General features: G+C 70.6%; 20 protein-coding genes. 2 read left to right on the forward strand and 18 right to left on the reverse strand.

Annotated features, from left to right (window positions below; translation table 11 throughout):
• Positions 1-84 precede the first annotated feature (84 nt).
• Positions 85-306: a hypothetical protein gene (locus NFU81_RS33050; RefSeq protein ID WP_251498529.1), complete on the reverse strand. Its 222-nt coding sequence runs from the start codon at positions 304-306 to the stop codon at positions 85-87.
• A 181-nt stretch (positions 307-487) separates the two neighbouring features.
• Between NFU81_RS33050 and NFU81_RS33055 the strand changes: the two genes are divergently transcribed.
• Positions 488-811: a hypothetical protein gene (locus tag NFU81_RS33055; protein WP_251498530.1), complete on the forward strand. Its 324-nt coding sequence runs from the start codon at positions 488-490 to the stop codon at positions 809-811.
• Positions 812-998: 187 nt separating this feature from the next.
• On the opposite strand, the gene NFU81_RS33060 is transcribed toward NFU81_RS33055, so the two are convergent.
• From NFU81_RS33060 to NFU81_RS33135, 17 genes are all read right to left on the reverse strand, one after another.
• A complete protein-coding gene (locus NFU81_RS33060) occupies positions 999-1,562 on the reverse strand; it encodes an SUKH-4 family immunity protein (protein ID WP_251498532.1) in 564 nt (187 codons plus the stop codon).
• 301 nt (positions 1,563-1,863) lie between these two features.
• The gene (locus NFU81_RS33065) at positions 1,864-4,032 is read right to left on the reverse strand and encodes a protein kinase domain-containing protein (RefSeq protein ID WP_251498534.1); all 2,169 of its coding nucleotides are present in this window, start codon (positions 4,030-4,032) and stop codon (positions 1,864-1,866) included.
• Positions 4,033-4,483: 451 nt separating this feature from the next.
• Entirely contained in the window at positions 4,484-5,329 is an 846-nt protein-coding gene (locus NFU81_RS33070; protein WP_251498536.1) for an ABC transporter permease, read from the reverse strand.
• On the reverse strand, positions 5,326-6,276 hold the full coding sequence (locus NFU81_RS40895) for an ABC transporter ATP-binding protein (RefSeq protein ID WP_274036800.1): 951 nt from the start codon (positions 6,274-6,276) through the stop codon (positions 5,326-5,328). Before NFU81_RS40895 ends, NFU81_RS33070 begins: the two co-directional genes overlap by 4 nt.
• Entirely contained in the window at positions 6,269-7,528 is a 1,260-nt protein-coding gene (locus NFU81_RS33085) for a DUF3267 domain-containing protein (RefSeq protein WP_251498539.1), read from the reverse strand. Before NFU81_RS33085 ends, NFU81_RS40895 begins: the two co-directional genes overlap by 8 nt.
• The gene (locus NFU81_RS33090) at positions 7,525-8,589 is read right to left on the reverse strand and encodes a thiopeptide-type bacteriocin biosynthesis protein (RefSeq protein WP_251498542.1); all 1,065 of its coding nucleotides are present in this window, start codon (positions 8,587-8,589) and stop codon (positions 7,525-7,527) included. The genes NFU81_RS33085 and NFU81_RS33090 overlap by 4 nt, the downstream gene beginning before the upstream one ends.
• The gene (locus NFU81_RS33095; RefSeq protein ID WP_251498545.1) at positions 8,589-11,351 is read right to left on the reverse strand and encodes a lantibiotic dehydratase; all 2,763 of its coding nucleotides are present in this window, start codon (positions 11,349-11,351) and stop codon (positions 8,589-8,591) included. The genes NFU81_RS33090 and NFU81_RS33095 overlap by 1 nt, the downstream gene beginning before the upstream one ends.
• A 12-nt stretch (positions 11,352-11,363) precedes the next feature.
• Positions 11,364-12,977 (reverse strand): SagB family peptide dehydrogenase, encoded by a 1,614-nt coding sequence (locus tag NFU81_RS33100; protein ID WP_251498548.1) that lies wholly within the window; start codon positions 12,975-12,977, stop codon positions 11,364-11,366.
• 43 nt (positions 12,978-13,020) lie between these two features.
• Positions 13,021-14,967, reverse strand: coding sequence for a TOMM precursor leader peptide-binding protein (locus NFU81_RS33105; protein ID WP_251498551.1), 1,947 nt, complete (start codon positions 14,965-14,967; stop codon positions 13,021-13,023).
• Between the two features lie 151 nt (positions 14,968-15,118).
• Positions 15,119-15,292 carry a hypothetical protein gene (locus NFU81_RS33110; RefSeq protein ID WP_018560191.1) on the reverse strand — a complete coding sequence of 58 codons (174 nt, stop codon included), beginning with the start codon at positions 15,290-15,292 and terminating at the stop codon, positions 15,119-15,121.
• Between the two features lie 96 nt (positions 15,293-15,388).
• Positions 15,389-17,392 carry a TOMM precursor leader peptide-binding protein gene (locus NFU81_RS33115; protein WP_251498553.1) on the reverse strand — a complete coding sequence of 668 codons (2,004 nt, stop codon included), beginning with the start codon at positions 17,390-17,392 and terminating at the stop codon, positions 15,389-15,391.
• A gap of 1,140 nt (positions 17,393-18,532) precedes the next feature.
• Complete coding sequence (locus NFU81_RS41450; protein ID WP_422665348.1) at positions 18,533-19,015, reverse strand: contact-dependent growth inhibition system immunity protein; 483 nt, start codon at positions 19,013-19,015, stop codon at positions 18,533-18,535.
• Positions 19,016-19,024: 9 nt separating this feature from the next.
• A complete protein-coding gene (locus NFU81_RS41455; RefSeq protein WP_422665349.1) occupies positions 19,025-19,201 on the reverse strand; it encodes a polymorphic toxin type 28 domain-containing protein in 177 nt (58 codons plus the stop codon).
• 4 nt (positions 19,202-19,205) lie between these two features.
• A complete protein-coding gene (locus tag NFU81_RS33120) occupies positions 19,206-19,520 on the reverse strand; it encodes a hypothetical protein (RefSeq protein ID WP_251498555.1) in 315 nt (104 codons plus the stop codon).
• A gap of 197 nt (positions 19,521-19,717) precedes the next feature.
• Complete coding sequence (locus tag NFU81_RS33125) at positions 19,718-20,125, reverse strand: Imm50 family immunity protein (protein WP_251498556.1); 408 nt, start codon at positions 20,123-20,125, stop codon at positions 19,718-19,720.
• Complete coding sequence (locus NFU81_RS33130; RefSeq protein WP_251498559.1) at positions 20,112-20,615, reverse strand: Imm50 family immunity protein; 504 nt, start codon at positions 20,613-20,615, stop codon at positions 20,112-20,114. Before NFU81_RS33130 ends, NFU81_RS33125 begins: the two co-directional genes overlap by 14 nt.
• On the reverse strand, positions 20,566-21,630 hold the full coding sequence (locus NFU81_RS33135; RefSeq protein ID WP_251498561.1) for an HNH/endonuclease VII fold putative polymorphic toxin: 1,065 nt from the start codon (positions 21,628-21,630) through the stop codon (positions 20,566-20,568). Before NFU81_RS33135 ends, NFU81_RS33130 begins: the two co-directional genes overlap by 50 nt.
• Here NFU81_RS33135 and NFU81_RS33140 point away from each other — a divergent pair.
• Positions 21,629-21,853 carry a hypothetical protein gene (locus tag NFU81_RS33140; protein ID WP_251498564.1) on the forward strand — a complete coding sequence of 75 codons (225 nt, stop codon included), beginning with the start codon at positions 21,629-21,631 and terminating at the stop codon, positions 21,851-21,853. The genes NFU81_RS33135 and NFU81_RS33140 overlap by 2 nt on opposite strands.
• Positions 21,854-21,864 lie beyond the last annotated feature (11 nt).

Genomic DNA, 21,864 nt, shown 5'->3' on the forward strand with positions numbered 1-21,864 from the left:
CAGCGAGGTCGGATCGATGAGAGGTATCTCCTTCGTTACGGGTCCTGAACGGGTCCGGTGCGCCCGTGTCCGGGCACAGCGGTCCTACAGCTTGGTCATCTTGACGTACGGGCTCAAGATCCGCATTTGCTCCGAGCCGAAATCCACGAGCGCCGCGACACCGTCCTCGACGCCGACTACCCGGCCGAGGCCGTACACGTCATGTGTGACCTGGTCGCTCGTGGCGAAGTGCTTGGGGGCCGGCGTGGCCGCTGCCTTGAAGGGGCTGGTAGGCAGGCGACGCTTGGGCGCAGGAGGCTTTGTCATGACTCAGTATGAGCCTACGTTCATCCGGTTTGCTGCGGTTGTCGGCACGGTTTCTGAAGGGGACGACCGCCGTCATGCCGCTGACCTGGGATTTCGACGCGAGGCGCGGCAAAATTCGACCGCAGGTCTCCTGTGCTGACAGTGGGTGACCTCACTCGCCTCTCAGTCACGCTACCGGCTCGTGTCGTCGATCCTCGCAGGTCGCGAAGGCCGGCCGGCGCCGGCCGGCCGCGCATCTGGCGGCGTTCCGCGCTCGCCCGGGTCTGCGACGTCGGCCCATCCGTTGCGGACCATCCGCGACATCCGGGAGTCCCTGCCGGAGGACCAGGCCAGGCACTTCGACGCGGAACTCGCTGACACCGAGCTCGAGGCGCTGCCGGAGATGCTCAACCGGTGGGTTCAGCTGGCTACGGATGGCTTCGAGGAGTTCCTGCTGTCCAGCCCCTTCGAAGAGCTGGAATTCGGCGGGCGCTCCTACGACGACGATCAGGCAGGCGATCGGTGATCTACCTGCTCGACACGAACGTCGTGGCGGAGCTCACCGCCCGCCTTCGGCCTGACCCCCGGGTCGTGGCCTGGCTCCGCTCGACTGCGCGCCCCAACCGCTTCCTCAGCGTCATCACCGTCGCGGAGATCGAAGCCGGCGTCGCAGCGGCTCCGGCGGACGTCTTGGGGGCGGAGGCCGTTCGGGGTCACAGCACCTCCGGGTTCACGATGTGGTCGAGGAGCCGGGGCCAGCACGAGTCAGGGATCTCCAGCGCGCTCCGGTCGACCTCGGCCATCGCCTCCCGCAGGCGCAGGCGCAGCATTTCGGGATCGGCGGTCCTGCTGCCGTTGAAATCCCACTCCGGCTTCGTGGACTTGAGCAGGTAGTGGAAGTGCACGAACGCCCGCAGGCTGCTGTTGATCCGGTAGATCTCGGCGTCGTCGGGAAGGCAGAAGACCTCGCCGGTCGCCGGGTCGAACGCGAGGTCGTCGTAGGGGACGAGCCCGAGGCCGATCCAGTGGTCCGCACCGGGCGGAATGTGCTCGTAGCGGTCGGGGAGCCGCCAGTCCCAGTCGGTGATCGGCTCAAGGCGTGTGCCGATCTTGTCGTCCATGTCGAACCACGGGTTCTCCCAGTGCGGGATCCCCAGGGTGCTCAGCACCTCCGCCGCGTCCGCGTTCGCGACCGGTCCCAGAATGCTCTGCGGTGCGGTGAGCAGTTCCTCCGGCGCGAATACGGACTCCAGCATCTCGCGGGTGAGTGTGCTCATACCTTCCGCTCCATTCCGCTGCGTTCCCATCCGGCGTCCCGGCCCCCGGGGTTGGGGGCGGGCCTCATGGCGAACTACTCGACACTGTGCCGCACTTCGACGTGCGGGAGCCTCGCGGCCATGGCTTGGCATCGAGTCGCTCGAAGGCCTCCAGCGCGGCGCGAAGGTGGCGGCGGGCGTCGGACCGGCGGTGGGCGCGGCGCAGCCATTCGCCGTACAGCAGCCCGGTCCGGGCCCGTTCGAACCGGTGGGCATTGTCCTTGTACAGGCTGACGCGGTGGCCCGGCTCCGGATCGGCGGGTCAGGAAGCAGGCCCGCCCGGGCTCCGGGAGAAGGCCGTGTCGCCGGCCGTCGCCACGATCGCGTCCTTGACGAGCAGCACGCTCGGCGGGATGTTCACTGCTTTGTCCCCGGTGTCGTCCAGGGCGGGAGTGCGCCAGACCTCCCCTCCGGTGCGGCTGTCCAGCGCCAGGAGGCGGCCGAAGCGGTTGGAGAAGTACACCCGCTTGTATGCCGCTGACACCGCGGGCACGGACAGGTACTCCATGTCCGTGGCCTTCTGCCAGAGTTGTCTGCCGCTGTCCGCCGACACCGCGGTGACCGACCCGTTGGATCGGACGAAGTAGACGACGCCGTCCACAAGGGTGGCTGTGCCGGTCAGCGGATGTGCCAGCGCTATCCGTCTGACCCGCCCGGTTTCCAGGTCCACCCGCAGTATGGCGTTGTACGGCCGCTCGTATCCGGCTTCGTACACCTCCTTCGTGGTCTGCGGGGCGAGGAAGACGGGTTGTCCGCCGAAAACGCCGAGCGCCTCCGCCCCCGTGGGCAGTGTGGCGATCTCCGTGAGGCTGCCGGGTCCGAGCTTCTCCAGGTCGACCGGGCCCTTGCCGGGCTCGGTGCCGGCCGAGCAGAGGGCATAGGAGGCGCCTCCCAGCGCCGACGCAGTGCAGTACTCGTCCAGCGAGGGCGCCTCCCACAGCTCCTTGCCGGAAGGCCCGTAGACGACGAACGCCGAGTCGGTGGACATGGTCAGCAGTCCGCCGTCGTACAGGACAGCTTCCTGGGTGGTGCTGATGTCGTGCTGCCACCGCTGGTGTCCGGTACCGGCGTCGAGGGCCACCACGCGCCTGGTCCCCGAGTCCCGAACTTCGTACGCGTAGACGAGCCCGTCGCGAACTCCGATCGGTCGAGCGTTCTGAGGGCGGGTGCCGCTCCGCCACAGGACGCGGCCGGAGGCGGCGTCGACCCTGGCGACGGTGAAGCCCGTACCACCGCAGAACAGGGCGGTTCCCGCTGCGACGCATCCGGTGCTGTCGTAGTCGAGACCGACACCCTTCACGTCGTACCGCAGGTTCGTCTTCCAGGGCCGCCAGCCGCCGGGCAGCGACGCGGCACGGGCGGTGGCGGTGGTGCGGGAGGCTGTGGGCGTGGGGGCGGTGTGGGAGGCGGTGGCGGTGTGCCGGCCCAACACGTAGACGCTTCCCCCGACGAACAGCCCCGTTACAGCCAACGCCGCTCCGACGACGGTGAGCAGCGTCCGTGCCCGGCGTCGCCTGCGGGTGCCCGGCGCGACGGTCGCGGAGGTGGTGCCCGCGTTCCGAGGAGCGGGGCGGGGGCGGCGGTTCGCGGAGTCCCTGGCCTGCGCGGGCGCGGGGGCGTCGGATTCCGGTAGCGCCTGGAGCATGCGGTGCAGATCCGCCAGTTCCAGCCGTGCGGCAGGGTCCTTGTCCAGGCAGCGCTCGACAATGTCCAGGAGCGCTTCGGGCACCCCTTCGAGGTCCGGGGTCTCGTACATCACCTGGTAGCCCGTCATGTACGGGCTGTCGGCGTCGAACGGTCCTGTTCCGACGGCCGCGAACACCAGCAGCGACCCCAGCGAGAACACGTCCGATGCCGGGGTGACATCCCGGGGAGAGGCCAGTTGCTCCGGCGACATGAAGGGCGGAGTGCCCATCATCTGCCCGGTCATGGTGAGCTTCTGGCTGTCGGACGTGCGCGAGATGCCGAAGTCGATGACGCGCGGCCCGTCCTCGCACATCAGGACGTTGGCCGGTTTGAGGTCCCGGTGGACCAGGCCCGCCCGGTGGATGTCGCGCAGCGCCTCGGTGAGCCCCAGCCCCAGGCCACGCAGCTCCCGCGGGCTCAGCGGGCCGTCCTTCTTCACGACTTCGGCAAGAGTGGGTCCCGGTACGTAGAGCGTCGCCATCCACGGCCGGTCGGCGTCCGGGTCGGCGTCCACGACAGGCGCGGTGAAGGCCCCGCTCACTCTGCGCGCTGCAGCGACCTCCTGCCGGAAGCGCGTTCGGAACTCCTCCTCCTGGGCATACGGCCCGTGCACGAACTTGACCGCGACCTGCCGTCCCGAAGGGGAGACGCCCAGGTAGACGACTCCCATGCCGCCCGCTCCGAGCCGACCGAGAAGGGTGTAGTCACCTATGGACCTCGGGTCCTCGGTGCCCAGGGGCGTCATCGACGATCACCTTTCCCGCGCCTGCCTGCTTCACCGCCCTCAGGCTAGGCCCTGCCTCCCCGGCCGCGAACCCGGCCATGACACCGAACGGTGTCGTCGTGTCGAGCCGTACGCTCGATCGTCCGTCCTGGCGCGGGCTCCACTCGGGACCGTCCGTGGGCACCCTCCCGGGCCAGGTCCGCCCTTGGTGGCGAGATGGCCGTCACCGCGCCCAGACCCCAGCCCCGGCCGCCGTGTTGCCCGGGGCGACGAGTGCGATCGCCCGAACCGCCTCGCTGCGGGCCGGCAGGTGCTCCTTGCCGGCGGGCGGCCACACCCGCCCCGCCGCGAAGGGGGCCGCACCGTCGTCTCGGCGATGGCGGACACCTGTCCGGACGCGACTCGCCCCGACTTCCGGCAGCGATCGCCGAGCCGGGGGAAGCACCCGGTGCCCGGGGCCGGCCCCTCGGGGTCAGCCGATGTCGCGGCGGGAGATGAGGAAGGAGGAGAGGGAAAGGCACATCACCACGTAGGCGGCCAGGACCAGGCTCGCGGTCAGCGGGCCGGAGACCGAGACGACGCCGGGAACCGAGGTGTTGGGCTTGCCGGACGGGTCCAGGGCGGTGGCCAGCGAACCCGTGCACGGCCCGATCAGCAGTCGCTGGACCCCCTTCAGCGCGGGCAGCGGACCGGTCAGCCCGGAGACCAGGTTCTCCACCGCGAGCAGCCACAGCAGCCCGACCCCGATGGCGGCGCCGGTGGACCGCAGCAGGATCGACAGGAAGACGCCCACACTTGCCGAGGCCATGGCGACCAGCCAGATGGCACCGGTCCCGGCCAGCAGCGTGGCGGCGCCCGGCCAGGGCGCCGACCGGCCGGTGGCCGCCGCGACCAGCGCGCTCGTCCCGGCGCTCGCCGCCACCACCAGCACGGTGACGCACAGCACCGCCGCCGCCGTCGCCACGGCCTTCCCGAGGACCGCGGCGTTGCGGCTGGGCCGTTGGACCAGCAGCGTGCCCCAGGTTCCCCAGCGGTAGTCCCCGCCGATGAGGACGGCGCCGAGGATCAGCATCAGCGCGCTGCCGAACAGCGGGTACAGGTCCACGGTGCCGGACAGGAACTTGTCCGGCAGCAGACCGTCGATCAGCTTCTCCGGGTCACCGGACGATCCGACCGGCCGGTTCCGGATGGCCAGCCAGACGATGTAGGGCACGACCATGCCGAAGCCCACCGCCAGCACGGTCCACGCGCCGCCGACGATCCACACGCCGGGACGTTTGCGGGCCGACAGCAGCTCCGCGCTCAGGACACCGTTCAACGGCCCCTCACCTCCACGCGTTCCGGTCCTGTGGGCGGATGGTCCTCGACCAGCTCGAAGAACACGTCCTCCAGGGAGAGGACCCGCCGGTGCAGTTCGCTGACCTCCAGCCCGTTCTCCACGAGCAGCCGGTTGACGGTCGCCGCCTCGCGCGGATCGACGGCCACCCGCAGCCGCCCGTCGACGACGGTCGCGGAGCGGACCGCCGGCAACCGGCCCACGAGGTCGGCGGCGCGCTCCGGCGCGTCGACGGTCACAGTAAGCCCGCCCTCCCCTGCGTCGCGGCGCAGGTCGGCCACGGTGCCCTCGGCGACCAGCCGGCCCCGCCGGATCACGCCCACCCGGTCGCACAGCAGCTCCACCTCGGACAGCAGGTGGCTGGAGAGCAGCACCGTACGGTTGTCCCGGCGCAGGCCGGTGATCAGGTCGCGCATACCCGCCACGCCCTCCGGGTCGAGTCCGTTGGTCGGCTCGTCCAGGATCAGCAGTGCGGGGTCCTTCAGCAGCGCGGCGGCCACCGCGAGGCGCTGCTTCATGCCGAGGGAGTACGCGCGGAAGGCGACGTCCGCCTTGGCGGCCATCCCCACCTCTTCGAGGACCTTTCCGACGCGGTCGGCGGGTGCGGACGCGTACCCGGCGAGGATGCGCAGGTTGTCCCGGCCGGACAGATGCGGGTAGAGGGCCGGGGACTCGATCAGCGCTCCCACCCCGCTCAGGCCGCTCCGGGTGCCGGCCGGGTGGCCCAGCACCGTCGCGGTCCCGGACGTGGGCCGGATCAACCCCACCAGCATCCGCATCGTGGTGGTCTTGCCCGACCCGTTCGGGCCGAGGAATCCGAAGACCTCACCGCGGCGGACCCGCAGGTCGAGGCCGAACACGCCGGTCTGCGGGCCGTAGCGCTTGGTCAGTCCTTCGGTGCGGATGACGAGGTCGTCGAGGTCAGGCATCGGTGGTCCGCCGTTCGCCGGAGCGGCCGCGGACGGCCGGGGACAGGATCCCGATCAGCACGGCGGTCTCGGCGGCGAGCACCGCCACCGCCCACACCGGCCCGATCCAGTGCTGGAGGCTGCCGAACCAGAGCCACAGCAGGGCGCAGTAGGCAAGCACGAGGAAGAGCAGTGAGCCGGCGCCGTACAGGGCGTAGGCGCGGGTGTCGCGGGTCGGGTAGGAGCCGAGCCGTTCACGGGCGGCGGGGTCGCGCCGGCTCAGCCGCAGCCGCCAGAACCGGTAGGACTCACGGCGCAGATCGACGAGGTCCAGCGCGTGCGTGAGCATCACGTAACCGTCCGATCGGAGAACCGGCAGCAGACTCATCACGGCCCCCCCGCTACCGAACAGCAGCAGCGCGGCGGCCAGCCGGTGCCCGATCGACCCGTCCGCGGTGAGCAGCCACCAGGCCGTGACCGGCGCCAGTGCCAGCAGGGTGACGAAAACGCCGGCGAACGCCGTACCCACCCTTGCCCGGCGCCGGTGGAACAGCACGATGTCGTCCGTACGGCAGTACGGCGTCAGCATCGGGAACCGCCAGCTGACCCCGATCTCGGTGACGGTGCCGCCGAAGTGCCGGCAGGCCACGCCGTGCGCGAACTCGTGCAGCATGGTGAGCAGCCAGAACAGCGCCATCGAGAGCGGCACGGTGACCGCCCAGGTCCTCTGGTGCCCCACCTCGTGGGCCAGGGTGGCGACATGGGCCCACACGAACAGCTGGACCACGACCGCCAGGACCGCCGCGGCCGTCACGAACGGCGCGGAGAACGCGAACGCCAGCCGGCTCGCGAGGGCGGCGCACAGCCGGTCGGGGCGCAGCAGCACCCAGCTCCGGCGCGACCAGCCCTGCCGGGCCGACTGCTTGGCGTCGTGGGCCTGCCGGAGCCGGTCCAGCGCCGCCGGATCGGCGTACCCGTCGAGCAGTTGGTAGCGGCCCAGCATGGTGAACACCTGCCGCCAGTGCTCCGGCCCGAGCCTGCGCTCGTAGGCGTCGTGGTACTCGCGTCCGATGTCCTGGAGGGTGTGCCGGCCGTCCATCAGGCCCATGATGAAGTGCTCGCGGGGGCCGACCCGGTAATAGCAGCCGGTACGGGCGTCCTTGACGTGGTGCACGGTCTTCGGCCCGGAGCGCAGGGCCGGGCCCAGCACCACCTCCGGACGCAGCCGGGGCCGGTCCCCGGCCGGAGCGGCCGCCTCGGCCGTGCCGCTCACCCTGCCACCGCCTGGGGCGCCATGTCGGAGAGCGCCTTGCACAGGACGTAGGACAGGTAGATCTCGTCGAGGATGCTCGCCCCGAGCCGGTTGTTGGTCATGTGGACGTAGGAGCTGAGCACGATGGCAAGGGCGTCCTGCGGTGCGGGGACGGCCCCGTCGCGGAAGGTGAGGGCGCCCGCTTCGGACAGGGCGAGCACCCTGTCCCGCAGCTCGGCGCAGTGGGCGAGCCAGGAGCGCTCCAGCGGCGTGGGCGAGGCGGCGCTGTCGCCCCGCGCGCTGTCGCGGAGGTGCAGCAGCCGCGGCACCAGCCGGTCCCGCATCCGGCCGTAGCTGCGGTCGAAGCGTTCGTGCTGGGCGTCGCTCGGCTCCTGGTACGAGGTCTCCCACATCGTGCGGTAGCGGGTCAGGAACCGGGCCACCTCCGCCTCGTCGTGCAGGAAGGCGAAGCACAGGGCGGCCGTCAGCTGGGATGCCTGTCCGAGCAGGACGGTCCGCACATGGACGTTCGTGGTCTCCAGCAGGGTGACGACCATCTCGCTGGACTCCTGGAAGTGCCACTCGGCCAGTCCCATGCCGGCCGCGCCGCCGTACCGGTCCAGCTCCCGCTCGTACGGGATGCGGGCGACGCTGTTGTTCTCCCTGAACGGCATCTCGCCGTCCGCGCCGTACAGTTCGTCCCAGCGCTCCTGGGTGTATTCGGCGAGGAACATGTTCTTGTACAGGTCGCGGCTGGAGTTGCGGTCCTCCTCGTACAAGGCGGGGCGCTCGCGCAGGAACTCCTCGATGGCCTTCCGCGCGGTCTCGGCGACCTCGTCGGCGACCGACGGGTCGGCGGGCAGCAGCCGCAGCCGCACGTGCGGGCCCTCCAGCCAGTAGCGGATGAAGAACCACGAACGCAGCAGCCCTTGTTCGCGCAGGCCGGACACCAGTGGCCGCACGCAGTCCACCAGTACCGGGTTGGAGTTCGCGGCGTAGAAGACGTGCAGGCTGATCCAGCCGTCGCCGTCCTGTTCCGCCCCGGGGGGCACGCCGCCGTTTCCGCCGTGGTCGCCGTCCATCACCGCTCCCTATCCGTTGCGTCGAGTCCGTCGAGCTGGACGGTCAGCTCCGTGACGTACCGGTGCCGGCCGTCGCGCAGCCACAGGTGGTCGGGGCCGGGCAGCATCTCGGTGAGCACCACCGCCGAGTCGCTCTTGCGGGCCGCGGTCTCCAGCAGCCGGACGCAGGCGTACGAGTCGAAGTCCACGTACTGCGGTTTGTGCTCGCCGCCGAGGGAGGCGAACACGCGGCTCGGCAGCCCGCGGGACCGCTGCCATTCCCGCCACGACAGGTACCACTGCGGGTCGGGCTGTCCTGCCACGGCCGGCGGCAGGTCATCGGCGGCGAACCTCCAGGACTTGCGCTGGAGCACCAGGTTGCCCAGCCGTACCCGGGGCAGCACGCCGCTGTCGCCGTCCGGCAGGCCGGTGCCCTCCCACAGGTCGAGCTGGACCATGGTGGTGCAGGAGAAGTTGAGCAGCACCTGCTGAACCTCCGGCAGCGCCATCGGCAGCAGGAATCCCAGATAGACGGGGATCACCTCGACGCCCAGCCGGCGTGAGCGCAGGCGCAGCCGGTCCGCCGCCGCGTCGTGCTCGATGATCAGGTCCTCCACCGGGATCTGCTCGTGCGGCGGCCGGAAACTGGTCTCGCCGGGGCAGACCACCTCGTACGGCGTCACGACCGGGTGCAGGTTGAGGTTGGTCGCGTCGTAGCCGCCCTTCAGTTCGGCGAACACCGCTCCCGCCGGTACGGCGTCCGCCAGAGACCGGCGCAGGGACGCGGTGAGGCCGTCCTCGAAGCAGTGCGCGAACCGGGAGAAGAGCAGGGTGAGCCCGGAGTAGACCCGGTTGACCACGACAAGGGGATCCCCGGCGCTGTCTTCGACGCCGTCCCCGGCAGCGCCCTGGGCGCCGCTGTCGGCCAGTTGGAGGAAGAAGGACAGCGAGCGCAGACCCTCCGGCCGGGGCAACAGGCCCTCCACGGTCTCCAGGAAGCCCTCGTCCAGCTCGACGTCCGCTCCGGCGGTGCGGGCGTCGCGGCCCCGTCGGCGCATCTGCTCGGCCACGGCCGCCCGGGCGCGGTCGATTCCGGCGATCTCCTCCTGCCGGAACCAGTTGTCGTACGGGCGGAAGTCGGTGCCGTCGAAACGCTGATGGCGCATCAGCCGCTGGTTGTAGTTGCTGTAGAAGTCCTGATCGAACCGGTGCGCGAAGGACAGGAAGTCCTCGCATCGCCCGCCCTCCCCGTAGCGCGCCCGGAAGTAGCCTCTGGTGACCAGCCTGCGCACCAGGTTGCCGTCGAACGCGGGCAGAATCCGGGCCAGTTGGCTCAGGCCGGGAGTGAGCTGCCGAGCCCACGTGCGGGTGTCGCCGGTCACCGCGAGGCCCGGCAGGGTGGTGTCCTCGTAGACCAGGGTGCGCAGCACCGGTACGTCGTCGCGGCCCAGGGCGCGGTGCGCCTCGGCCACCGACTCCCCGACCCGCGCGAGCAGTTCACGCCGCTGGGACAGTTCCCCCTCGGCGAACCGCAGGACGTCCGCACCCATCCGCTCCACGAGCACGGCGAGTTCGTCGGCCCATTGCGTCTCCAGCCGCCGCAGCCCCCGCTGGTAGCTGCCGACCGGGTCCGGGTCGTGGATGTCGAGGTGCAGGTCGGGCACCACGAGCAGGCCCAACCGGAGCAACTGGGCCAGGTACCTCTCCACTTCGGGCTCCGGGCGCCGCGCGTCCATCTCGCACAGCCGCCGCACCGCGTCGGCGAACCGCAGCGTGGCGCCGCCCTCGAACATCGTGAGCACATCCGTGAGAGCGTCTCCGCCGGGCAGGAAGAACAGCCTCTCGTGCACCGCGTCCAGGGTGACGGCCGCGTCCGCGTCACCGTTCGCGCCGCGCAGCTTGCGCAGATAGCGCACCCGGTCGCGGCGCACCTGCGTGCCGCTGGTGGCCCGCAGCGGCAGGTCCCGGCGGACCTCGGGGGCCGTGGTCAGCAGGTCCGAGATCCTGGCGAGGACCGCGATGTTGAGCCGGGTGCTGCCGCGCTTGTCCCAGCCGCTCACCGACGCCGCCAGAAGCCGGCCGTCCGCCTCGCCGAAGACGCCCGCGGACACCGCCGTCAGCGTGCTGAACGGGCTGGTCTTGCACGCGGTGCGGAACAGGTACTCCAGCAGCGACCGTTCGATCCGCCGTTCCCGCTTGCTGAGCGGACCGTCCGGACGCCGCAGATAGCCGTCCAGGTACTCGTCCAGGGACGGGGACGACAGCTGGACGCCGGAGCGCAGGTCCGTCTCCAGCGCCACCTGGCGCAAGTCCCTCCGGCCCGCCGCGATCTCCTCGGCCAGGATGGCGGAGCCGGTCCGCAGCAGCTCCTCGTGCCGCTCCCGATCGGCGGCCCACGCGTGGAGTTCGGCGAGGTCACCGGCCGGCAGATGGGCCTCGGCCGCCGTCAGGCCGCGCGGGGCACGGAGGTTGAAGACGTCACGCCGCAGGTTGATCAACGTCCTGCGCGCGGCCGGGTCCTCCAGGCGGTGCGCCACACGTTCCTGGAGCGTGTCGGCGAGCCGGGCGCCGCGCTCGCGCAGCCGCAGCCGCGCGTCGAGTACGCCGTCGGCCCATGCCGCGCTCGCCGGGGTGGCCAGGGCGGCGGCGGTCTCGAAGGGGAGCCCGCCGACCCGCAGCATGAACCTCGGTACCAGGTGCCACGACACGTTCGCGGTCTCGTGACCTGGCCGGGTCGGGCTGGGCGCCGCAGGCGCCGTCAGCGGCATCGCGCTGGTGTTCACGGATCAGCCCTCTCAGACCAGCCGGTAGTCGAAGTCCGCGCTGTCCGCGCGTTCGTGGCCGAGCAGTACGAAAAGGAAGGTGCGCTCGTCCCCGTCGTCGAGGCCGACCGCCTCGTCGATGGCGATGTTGTCGAAGCCGAGGACCACCCCGCAGCCGACGCCCAGCGCGGCAGCGGCGGTGTACGCCGTCTGCGCCAGCGCACCCACCTCGGAGTTGATCACCCGGTAGCCGCGGCTGCCGTAGGCGTCGAGCGTGCTGCGCCAGCGCCCGGAGATCGCCAGCACCGCGCCGACCTGCTCCAGGTTGTAGTTGCTGAGGTAGTAGCTGCGCTGGAGCTTCTCGGCGAGCGGCATCTCGCGCACCACCCGCAGCCGGTGGCCGTCCGCGTCGTAGCCGTAGGTGCCGCCGGGCAGCCCGGCGACCCGGTTGGCCAGGACGTACAGGCCGGTGAGCCCCACGTCGTCGGGGACCACGTCCGAGCGGTAGCGCCGGCCCGAGGCGGTGCCCGCCAGCACGGTCGCGAGCTCGTCCAGGCCCAGCGGGCGGGAGCGGGTGAACGAGCCGAAGCTGGTGCGGCGGGCGCGCAGCGTCGCGCCGAGGTCGCCGCCCATCCGGTCCGCCAGCGGCTCGGGCAGCGCCACCTCCTCGCCCGGCCGCGGCAGCGGTACGAGACCGCGGGCGACCTCCTGTTCCGGGCGCGCGCGGCGGTCGGCCAGGACGGCGTGGTGCACCTGCTCGATCTGCTCGAAGGTGAGGATGCGCGCCGACCTCTCGTAGCTCGGCCGGTCGATCAGTCCACCGCGGTCCCCCGGTTCCGCGGCCCCGGCGGCGGGCGGCGCCACGGGGTGCCCGAACGACAGCGGGACCACGGCCAGCGCGCTCTCCTGCTCGGTGTCCAGCCCGAGCAGCCGGTCGAGGCGTTCGTCGTCGAACCACAGCACGCGGGCGAGCCGCCTGCCCATGCCCCGGGCGATCAGTTCCCAGCAGCCCAGCAGGGCGCCGGCGTCCTGCGTGACCACGTGGTAGCAGAAGCTGTTGTACTTGAAGGAGTTCTTCCAGAAGCGCATCGTCACCACGAGGAAACCGTCCGCCGTGCCGGCCCCGCCGTCGCAGGCCGCGCGCACGTCGTCGGTGAGGTCGCCGGCGAGCAGCCGCTCGAAGCTGTGGTGCGCCGTCGAGTAGTGGTACACGCCCGGGGTCAGCGGACCGCCGGGACCGGCCACCCAGTACACCTCCAGCGGGTACATCCCGCCCCCGGAGGCGGTGCCCCTGCCCCACAGCGACTCCGGGTAGAGCACCCGTACGTGGCTGTCCTGGTTCCAGCTCACCCGCAGCCTGCGGTCGAGTACGCCGTAGGACAGGCGCAGCAGGCCGGCCAGCGCGTCGAGGGTCCACAACGGCCCGCTGGTGCCGGCCGGTTCGTCGAGGAGCACCTGCGCGGTGGGGGCCAGCGGCAGGTCGGTGCCGGCCGGCAGCGGGAAGCGCCGCACCCCCAGGTACGTCTTGTGCCGGGACGGCTGGTCCGCCCAGTCAGGGTTGAAGCCCACCGGTTCCATGGGCTCCCGGCCGCGCCGGAACACGGCCTCCACGTAGTCGCTCACCATCTGCGTGCGGTCTTCGGACACCGGATCTCCTTCCTCGGCGGGGCCTGTCGCTGGCGGGAGCGGCTCACGGGAACGGATGCGGCCTGCGGTTCAGCCCGGTCGGGCCGAACCCCCCGGCGCGGCCGTGGATCTCGCTCAGTTCGCCGTCGAGGTAGGCGCGCAGCCGGGGGTGGTCCAGCACGCGCTGCCGCTCCCAGCCGAAGTCGATCGGCACCAGACCCGTGGCCAGCACGGACAGCGTGCGGATTCCGGTGCCGTCCTGCTCGGGGCAGGTCTGGTCCACCGCGACCACGTCGCTGCCCGCCTCGCGCAGCCGGGCGATCACGAACCGTGCGTCGTCCGCCAGGTCCAGGGTCGCGGGCCGCTGGGACTGCCACGACGCGTACAGCTCGTCCATCGGACGGGGCGGCGCCGCGGTCTTCAGCAGGAAATCGACCGCCGGCGCCATCTCGGGCAGGCCGTACAGCAGCGCGTGGTGGGTGAGTTCGTGCACCCGGTTGTAGTCGTCGGCCATCGCACGCAGGTCGGGCAGCTTCGCCTCCACCCGTTCGTCCATCCCCGGGATGTACGAGGCGGTCTCCGCGATCGCCGCGCGCACCGCCTCCACCGGGTCCAGGCTCGCCCCGGCCGCGAAGCACAGCCGGCCCATCCCGCCGTCCAGCCGCTCGGCCACGGCCATCACGGCCGGCACCGGGACGTCCACCCGCATGTCGAACAGCCGCATCCGGTAGCCGAGTCGGGCCACCCGGTCCAGCATGAACTGGATCTCCTCGTCGGCGCAGGTCTCCTGGGCGATCTCGGGCAGCCGGGCGGCGCCGTACCAGCACAGCAGGAACGCGTCGCGCTCGATGAGTTCGAGCATGCCGTGCAGCAGCGCCTCCTCGGCGCTGGTGCCGCTGGCGCAGCCGTTGGAACACTCCTGCACGAACTTCCGGTCCGGGCGGCGGTCCAGGTAGAAGACCACCTGCTCGGGCACCAGCACAGGCCGCTGCTCGCCGTAGGAGTAGCCCCACACCCAGTGGGTCGGGGTGTCCGGGTGGTACGGCTGGTAGTAGTCGTGGTGCCCGACGTAGAACTCCGGGGAGTACGAGCCCATCGCCGTGGGGTCCAGGGCGTCCGGCGCCAGCTCGCGGTAACTGGCGTACACCGTGGACTCCCTGGCCCGGGGGTACTGCCCCGCGTATCGCTCCAGTCCCTCCAGGAGGCCGTAGCGCTCGCTGCTCGCCGAGCTCTGCGACTGACCGCTCCACCACATCTCGTGGTAGTCGTACTTGCTGCGCACCCGGAAGTACCCGCTCACCGGCAGGGTCGCGCTGCACTGGTAGACCCGCTGGGCCGCGCTCGCGAGCGTTCCGCACACCTCGTTGACCAGGCCGGCGGCCGGCAGCGTCAGATCCGCCGCCGAGGCGCCCCGGTAGCTGGTCGGACTCGACTTCGGCCGCGGGGCCAGGGCCAGCATCGCGCCCTGCGTGGTGTCCGGCACCGGGGTGGCGCACGATTCGCACTCCGAGTCGGCGATCAGATCGCGGCGGGTGACGGTCAGGTCGCCGGTCCGCAGCTCGACGATCCGCCCGACCCGCCGGTCGCCGGGGGCGAGTTCGCCGCCTGCCGTCTCGGCGGACACCACCTGGGCGATCTGTTCGAGGGCGAAGGGTGTCAGCGAGGGTTCGTTGCCCGCCATCCAGAAGTCCGCGCCGTCCTCGATCGGGCGGCGCTCCTCGACCGGGCGCAGGGCCAGCCAGCGGCGTTCCAGACAGCGCCCGCACGGCTGGCTCGACCCGTCGGCCCGGTGCAGCGGTCCCATCAGCACGGTCCCGCCGTACAGCCGCACCGGGTAGACCAGGCCGTCGGCCGGTGTCCGGCCGGGCGCGGCGGGAGTCGGCAGGCCGAGCACGCCGACGTCGATCGTGACGCCCGCACCGGCGCGTCCGGCCAGGTGGTCGCGGACGAGGTCGACGGACCATGCCCGGGGATCGTTCAGGACCGTCGCGGTGGTCGCCGCGTTCGACATCACAGTCATCCGTCCGCCCAGTCGATCACTACGAAGATGAAGGTGCGGCTGCTTGCCTGTCCGGCTGCGCCGACTGCCAAGCAGCCGCACTGGTCACAACGGGTGGGCGGCCCGGTCACAGGTACCCGCCGCCCTGGTCAGACCGTCTGCGTCAGCTGGTGCTGCTGCTGCAGGAGCAGCAGCTGCTGGTGCTGCACGAGCAGCAGCTGGAGCAGGAGCAGCTGGAGCTGGACCAGGCCAGCTCCACCGACTCGTCGGTCATTTCCTCGATCTCGAACGTCGCGCTCTCCAGAGCGCTCAGCTCGTCCTTGAGCTCAACGGACATGGCGATCCTTTCTGTTGGTGAGCCGTACACCTCGGAACGGATGATCCGAGAATCGTGGCGCGCCTCGTGGGGACGCGGACCAGCCCGCCGCTGCGCCTAGGTCGCGGCGAGCAGGATCGTGCCTGTGACCATGCCGCGGACCGCGTGCAGGTCGACCGTGGTGGTGTCGGCGAACAGGGCGCGGATGCCCTCGGCGTCCAGCCGGGCCAAGGCCGCGGAGAGCGGCACGGCGGGCTGCTCGAAGGACCATTCGGCCTTGGCGTCGCCCTCGGCCAGCGCCCGCGGGTCGAAGTCCGCCACGAGCGGGTCGCCGGGGTCCATGGGCGCGCCCTCGTAGTGGCGGCCGGCCGCGAGGCCGACGGCGTCGAGCACGGCCTCGCGTACGGCGCTGCGCACCGACAACGCCGAACCCGTCGCCCAGTCGACCGCGCCGTCGTCGCCCTCGACCACCGCGAGGACCGCGAAGCAGGGCGCGGCGCCGGGCAGCGCGTACACCCGCGCAACGCGGTCGATGTGCCGCAGGCCGCCCAGCGTGAACGCCACCTCCTCGTCGCCGGCCAGCCACTCCTCGGCCAGCCGCAGGGCCGGGGCGTCACCGCGTATGGCGCGGGCGAGCCCGCGGTGCGCCAGCGCCGAGCCCAGTCCGCGCTCCTGGACGTCCTCGGCGGTCCAGCCGGCCGCCGCTCCCGCGGGGCTCGGCTCGAACACCAGCCCGGCGTTGGCCGGTGAGAGCGGGTGGACGGCCGCGGCGGGCACCAGCCACCTGCTCGCGTCGTGCAGCGACACGGCGGGCAGCGCGCCGCCCGCCGGTCCCGCCCCGGTCGCGGGCAGGCCGCTGAACAGCGTCAGCCGCTCGGCGGGCACCACCGCGGCGTGCGGCAGGGACGCCTGGTCCGGTGCTCCCACCGGACCGAGGCGGCCGACGTAGCAGGACACCGCCGCCCGCACCGCACGGGTGCGGGCGACCAGCGCCGTGTCGATGTCGAACGCGGCGATCTCGCGGGTACCGTCGGTCAGGGAACCGGCAGGACCCAGCCTGACCCGGCCGGTCTTGAGCGGTATCTGCCGGATCGACTCGTCGGTCCATCCGGACAGCACGCCGAGTTCCGGCGAGACCAGAACGGCCGCGCGGCCGTAGGCATCGCTGTCGTCCTCGGGCGGGATCCGGACCTCGTCGGACGCGACCCGCCCGTGCCGCGTCGGACATCCCGGATGGGGCAGCACCCGTTCGCGCTGCGACTCCAGCGTGGTGTGATCCTGGATCACGGCGTGCCGCTCGTCGTCGGCCTGCAACTGACCGGTGCGCAGCCGGAAGACCTCGAACGCCACCGCGTTGCCGATCATGGACTGCGCCACCGCGCCGCCGCCGGTGGCCCCGGCGCCGGTCTCGCCGACCGCCAGCGCGCGCCAGAAGTCCGCGCTGAGCCGCGGATCGGAGGTGGCGGACAGCCGCAGCTGTGCGCACACCCAGCACGGCTGCTCGGCGGGGCCGGAGATCGGGCCCAGCACCATCCGGGTCGGGTCGGCCACTACCGGCACCAGCCGCGGACCGTCCGCAACGCCGTGCAGCCGTCTGGTCAGCTTGAGCAGCGCGCGGGTGTCCGGGCCTTCGGCCGCGCACACCACGACGTCGAAGTCCGTCAGGTCCTGGGGCGTGGAGGGCAGGACCACGACCCGCGCCGGTGTGCCGGCGTCCGTCAGGCGAGTCGCCTCCGGGGCTAACTCTCGTCCCCACGCGGCGTCGTCCAGCGACACCTCGGCGAGCCCGTTGCGCAGCAGACCGCGTACGGCTGCTGCCGCGACGCCTCCGGGCGGGCCGCTGACCAGGACCCGGGAGGAGCGGAACCGGGCGAAGAGCTCCTGGGGCGTGTGCTGGTCCGCGTGCATGAAATGCTCGATGAAGTTGATCTGCGGCGAGTACGCCTCCAGCACGGCGGAGGGCAGCACGCGCACATCCGGGGTGGGGACGGCGCGGGCGAAACCCCTGCTGAGCAGGGTGCGCATCAATCCGACCGCGGTTGTGCGACGACTGTCGTCCAGACCTTCGCACAGTTCGGCCACCGTCGACTCGCCGGTCATCCGGGGGCCGAGGACCGACATCCACTCATAGGCACCAGGGCCCCTGAGGACGCATGAATTCTCGGAACTTCTGAGGTAAATCCCGGTGTCGACGCGAAGGAACACCACGTCGTTGCGCAGACGGGGCCTGAGATCCATCAAGGACGTATTCGGGGGTGCATTGCCGATTTGCATATCGTCCCCTCGCAGGATGGTACGCCAAACGCGGCCTTGGGAGATCTACCCGCGTCCACCAGGCGTGGAGTGTGACGGTGACGGCAGGGCTGTGTCAACAGGGCGCACTAATTCCATCAAAAGGGACGAGTCGACCACTTTTTGATCTCGGGCGCCCGCGGGGAAGCGGATCCGGTATGTCACTTCCTCCCCGGACCTGGCCCCAGTTGTATTCCGGAGTGATCCGCTCCGCTGAAACTCCGGGCGCAGTTCGCGATCTTTACCGGCCGGATCCGTGATTCCGATGATGATCGCCTGATGTTCCGTGAGAGCGAGGAAGATCGTGGCCTCGGGACGTGAAAACGGCCTTGTCGGGGTGGCGCCCAGATCGCGGGGCGCCGCCGCGGGTGATGACGCGCAGTTCAGGCTCGCTGTCCGTTCTCGGCAAGGCCGGCAGGGCCGGCAGGGCCGCTCTCGCGGTGCTCGACTTCCATGACGCGGTGGTCGCCGGGTACGAATCGGACTCGGGCGAGTACCGGAAGGTGTGGCGGTCTGCTCGCGAAGCGCGCGGCATGTTGGTCGAGGCGATGCGTACGGTGCTGAGGCGCTCCAGAGCGCTGGCTACGGGTGTGGGCCGGACCCGTTGCGCCGTGTCTCCAGTACGGTGGCTGCTGACCGGCTCACGGAGAGTCGGCTGGCGGCAAGTCCCAAGGGCCCGGTACGTGAGGATGCTGCAACTGGGTGTGCTTCACCCGGCATTGGGGCTCTTCAACCGGTGGGGACTCGGGGAAGCCCGGCCGCCGGCTCAGCGGGGCCTGCACACCTTGGTCGCCTACGACATCACGGCTGCGCCTCGATCCCGCTGATCGGGCATGCGCGCAGGGAGAGGCACGCTCGTGGCGGGCGTTCTGCACGTCGTAGCACGGTGGGTCGGGCGAGGGAGCGTGCGTTCCCGGCCCTGCGGGCGGTGGTGCTGCAACCCGCCTACCCGGCCAGGCCAGATGCGCATCACGGGCGGCCCCGTGAACTCAGAAATCTCTCTGCGGCCCGTTGGAGGTCCGGGGACAGGCCGGTCAGTTCAGGCAGTAGTTCCTCGACCTGCCGTGCGATTCCTGGGAAATCGGACCATGTGGCGGGGTCCCTCCGGACCACGGCGGACAACAGGTCGTCATCGTAGAATCCACCTTCTGCAAGTCGCGGTGCTGTTTCCTCCAGGATTTCCAGTGCCAGCGGAAGTGCCCAGGGCAGACCCACCCCCTGTCCGATGAGGCGGGCCAGGTCCCAGGGGCTCAGAGCGCCGATGGGCTGACGCCGGAGTTCATACACGTTCCGGACCATGGCAGTTGACTCGCCGGGGGGATCCGGCCACCGATCGCTTTCGAGTGTCTCGATGGAGAGATTCCGATCAAAAGTGACCCGAGTCACCAGTGCATCCCTTCTGAAGGCATGTGCGAATTGATGCCCGTTGGATGAGATGGCGTCTCTTGGCACGGGCGTGCATTAGTGTCCGATGGAGTGCAGGAATCCCTTGAGGCGATCGAGTTCCCTCGTGACCTCCTTGTGTTTTGCGAGCAATACCTCAATGCCGCGTTCTGTGATGGTGTCTGGCGGCTGGGCGATCTCGCGCTGAAGAGTCTTGCGGATCCTGTCGCGTCCGTCCTTGGCCTGGCCCCGCACGGGATCACTCCACTTGCTTCGGCATCACGATCCTGCTGGCCCGCTCGCCCGGACCCGAGATCAGGCACCAGGTGCCCATGTCCAGGACGCCGTCGCCCTGTGGGCCGGCCTTGATGATGGGGGGAAATGTCACTTCGCGGGTGAGCAGGTCGAAGTCCAGGGGAAGCTCCAACTCGCACACCCAGCCGTGGGGCTGGCGCTGGAAGCCATCCCCGGCCGCAGTGAATCGGTTGCCGTTCGCGATGAGGAGTTCGACCACCGGCAGCAGGTTCTCGTAGGGGTACAGGGCATCCGGGTTCCCGGGGGCGATGTCGATCAATTCTTGTCCCAGTTCTTCATGTCGGTGACTTCCCCCGGAGACAGGGTCTGCTGCCCGTTCGGTATGAACACCTGCGGATATCCGTCGGGGGCTCGCCACGGCAGTTGATGGCGGACACCGCGGTCGAGTGATGTCGTCGGAGGCGACGTCTTGGGCGCTCGTGCGGCCAGGGCGGGGACGATGTCGGGGGCGGGTATTCATTCGTGGCGTGAGGCGGAGTAGGCCCGGGTCCTCAGGACGCGGACGCGGCGGGCGTCCCAGGACGCCGAGAGACCGTCTCCACGGATCTCCGTACGAATTCCGCCGGACGCGCCCGCCGTCAGGGTCACCGCATCCGCGTGGGAGCCGGACCAGCCGTTGATGTGCAGGTGGGCGATTCCTTCGAAGGTGAGGAAGAACTCGAAGGCGTTGAGTCCTTCTGCCGTCCACTCCGCCGGCGGTCGTCCCGGCAGGGAGTCCAGCGCGAATCCGAGCGTCAGGCCGGTGTCGCGCTCGTCGATATGGACGGAGAAGAGGTCGAAGGACGCCAGGTCGGGCGGGCGGGTGCAGAAGGGCGCCAGGGACTCCGGGTTGTCCGTGAGCCGCAGCCAGTCAGACGCGTCCATAGAAGGTCTTCTCTCCCGGGTCGGGGAGGACGCTGTATCGCATTTGGTCGACCTTCCCGACGTAGTAATGGCGGCCGTGGTCCATACCGTCGGGGGCGGCGCGGTAGGCGCTCATCTTTCCGACGGTGAGGGAGTCGCTGCTGGAGAAGGTGAGGCGGGTGCCGTCCGCGCCGAGCAGCACGAGGACCCTCCGCTCCTCCCTGGGCTCGACGTCCAGGGACCCCGTCACCGGGGGGTTCCAGCCGCGCAGCTTGAAGTCGTCCACGGCGAGGAACTGCAGCTGGCACTGGAACGTGTCGCAGCCGTTCTGCTCCCACTCCGGGCGCGGCCGGTCCGGGAAGCCCGGAAGATCGAGTCGCAGGGTGAGTGTCGGACCGCGGCGATCGAGGTACAGGGACCTCACCTTGACGGGTTCGAGCGGCGGGGGAGACGTGTAGAAGTCAGTGAGCACCGCCAGGTTGCGGACCAGTCCGGCCCAGGCTGGGGTCATAGTAGTAATGCTCCTCGGCTCCTGGAAGTTGCCCGTTCCACGGATCGTCGAATGGCCGGACATGGACATGAGGCCGCTGGTATCCGGGTTCGCCGGGTGAGCGATGTCCCGTCCAGTGGTCCTGGAACGTGATCAGGTCACCGGAATCCGTCAGATGGTCCTCCTCCCGGAAATAGATCGGCCGGTGGTCCGCGTCGAACAGCTGTGGGCTGCCCTGCCATTCAGGTCCAGTGGATGGTACCCAGTCCCTGACTTCCAGCGGCGCCTGACCCTCGGGCACCCCAGCGTCCCGAAGGGCGCGTGCTCGGACTTCGTCGAAGCCGGGGTCGCCGCAGGCCAGACCGAGCGGGTCGATCCACACGAGAGGATTGGCGACGTAGGGGTAGTCGTTCGGGGCGGGTGCCAGTCCCAGCGGATCGGCACTGAGGAGTTCCGTCGGCGCTCCGGCGAGATTCGTGATGATGGAATAGAATTCCTCGTCGATTTCCGCTTGGGGCGCATCGGCGGGAGACCGGTGTTCTGTCTGCGTCAGCCCGCGGTGGGATTTCGGCTCCCAGTTCCAGGTCGTCACACCGTCATCGGCGTACTGTTCGGCGATCCGGGACCCGTCCCAGGAGAAGTCGGTCCGCTGGAACACGGAGTCGTCGACGTGGACACGTCCCTTCGATATCCGGCGTCCGAACGGGTCGTATCGGTACCGCCAGTGTCCGCCGTGCGGATCGATCACCGCGGTCGGCCGATCGTCGGCCGACCAGGCGTAGTGCCACTCGCGCCTACCGCCGGAGAGGAGTTTCACCGACCGTCGGATGACACGTCCCTGCGCGTCGTAGAAGAGGTTCGTGCGTCCGGCCCGGTTGATCCTCGTACCGCTGACGGACCTGTCACCCTGCGCCTCATGGCTGTCCGGCGCGGACCACTCGGCGAACGCGAGGTTTCCGGCGCGGTCGTAGGCGTAGGTCTCGGACCAGTCCTGCGCCCGTACCGAGACGATGCGGCCGTTGAGGTCGAGTTCCATGAACCGGCTGCCCGCGGACGAGTCCGTCGTTGTCGTCGGGCACCCGTCTGCGCGCTACCGCTCGCAGGTCCTCGCAGCGGATGGTGATCACCACGTCGGTGAGCGCGAGCTCATGGACGCAGCCGCCGTCCCCGTCCGGAAGGATCTCGTCGAGAAGCACGGTATCGACGGGCATCCAGTCGGTGGAGTGCTCGTTGTCGATGGAGAAGTGCTTCACGCCTGAGTAAGTAACGC

Origin of the sequence: Actinacidiphila cocklensis, assembly GCF_907177275.1 — a bacterium.
Classification (GTDB): domain Bacteria; phylum Actinomycetota; class Actinomycetes; order Streptomycetales; family Streptomycetaceae; genus Actinacidiphila; species Actinacidiphila cocklensis.

Bases quoted from the DNA above. Each gene is read 5' to 3' on its own strand.
- NFU81_RS33050 (WP_251498529.1), bottom strand. From the start codon at position 306: ATGACAAAGCCTCCTGCGCCCAAGCGTCGCCTGCCTACCAGCCCCTTC.
- NFU81_RS33060 (WP_251498532.1), bottom strand. From the start codon at position 1,562: ATGAGCACACTCACCCGCGAGATGCTGGAGTCCGTATTCGCGCCGGAG.
- NFU81_RS33065 (WP_251498534.1), bottom strand. From the start codon at position 4,032: ATGACGCCCCTGGGCACCGAGGACCCGAGGTCCATAGGTGACTACACC.
- NFU81_RS40895 (WP_274036800.1), bottom strand. From the start codon at position 6,276: ATGCCTGACCTCGACGACCTCGTCATCCGCACCGAAGGACTGACCAAG.
- NFU81_RS33090 (WP_251498542.1), bottom strand. From the start codon at position 8,589: ATGGACGGCGACCACGGCGGAAACGGCGGCGTGCCCCCCGGGGCGGAA.
- NFU81_RS33105 (WP_251498551.1), bottom strand. From the start codon at position 14,967: ATGTCGAACGCGGCGACCACCGCGACGGTCCTGAACGATCCCCGGGCA.
- NFU81_RS33110 (WP_018560191.1), bottom strand. From the start codon at position 15,292: ATGTCCGTTGAGCTCAAGGACGAGCTGAGCGCTCTGGAGAGCGCGACG.
- NFU81_RS33115 (WP_251498553.1), bottom strand. From the start codon at position 17,392: ATGTCGGTCCTCGGCCCCCGGATGACCGGCGAGTCGACGGTGGCCGAA.
- NFU81_RS33125 (WP_251498556.1), bottom strand. From the start codon at position 20,125: ATGGACGCGTCTGACTGGCTGCGGCTCACGGACAACCCGGAGTCCCTG.
- NFU81_RS33130 (WP_251498559.1), bottom strand. From the start codon at position 20,615: ATGACCCCAGCCTGGGCCGGACTGGTCCGCAACCTGGCGGTGCTCACT.
- NFU81_RS33140 (WP_251498564.1), top strand. From the start codon at position 21,629: ATGAACCGGCTGCCCGCGGACGAGTCCGTCGTTGTCGTCGGGCACCCG.
- NFU81_RS33135 (WP_251498561.1), bottom strand. From the start codon at position 21,630: ATGGAACTCGACCTCAACGGCCGCATCGTCTCGGTACGGGCGCAGGAC.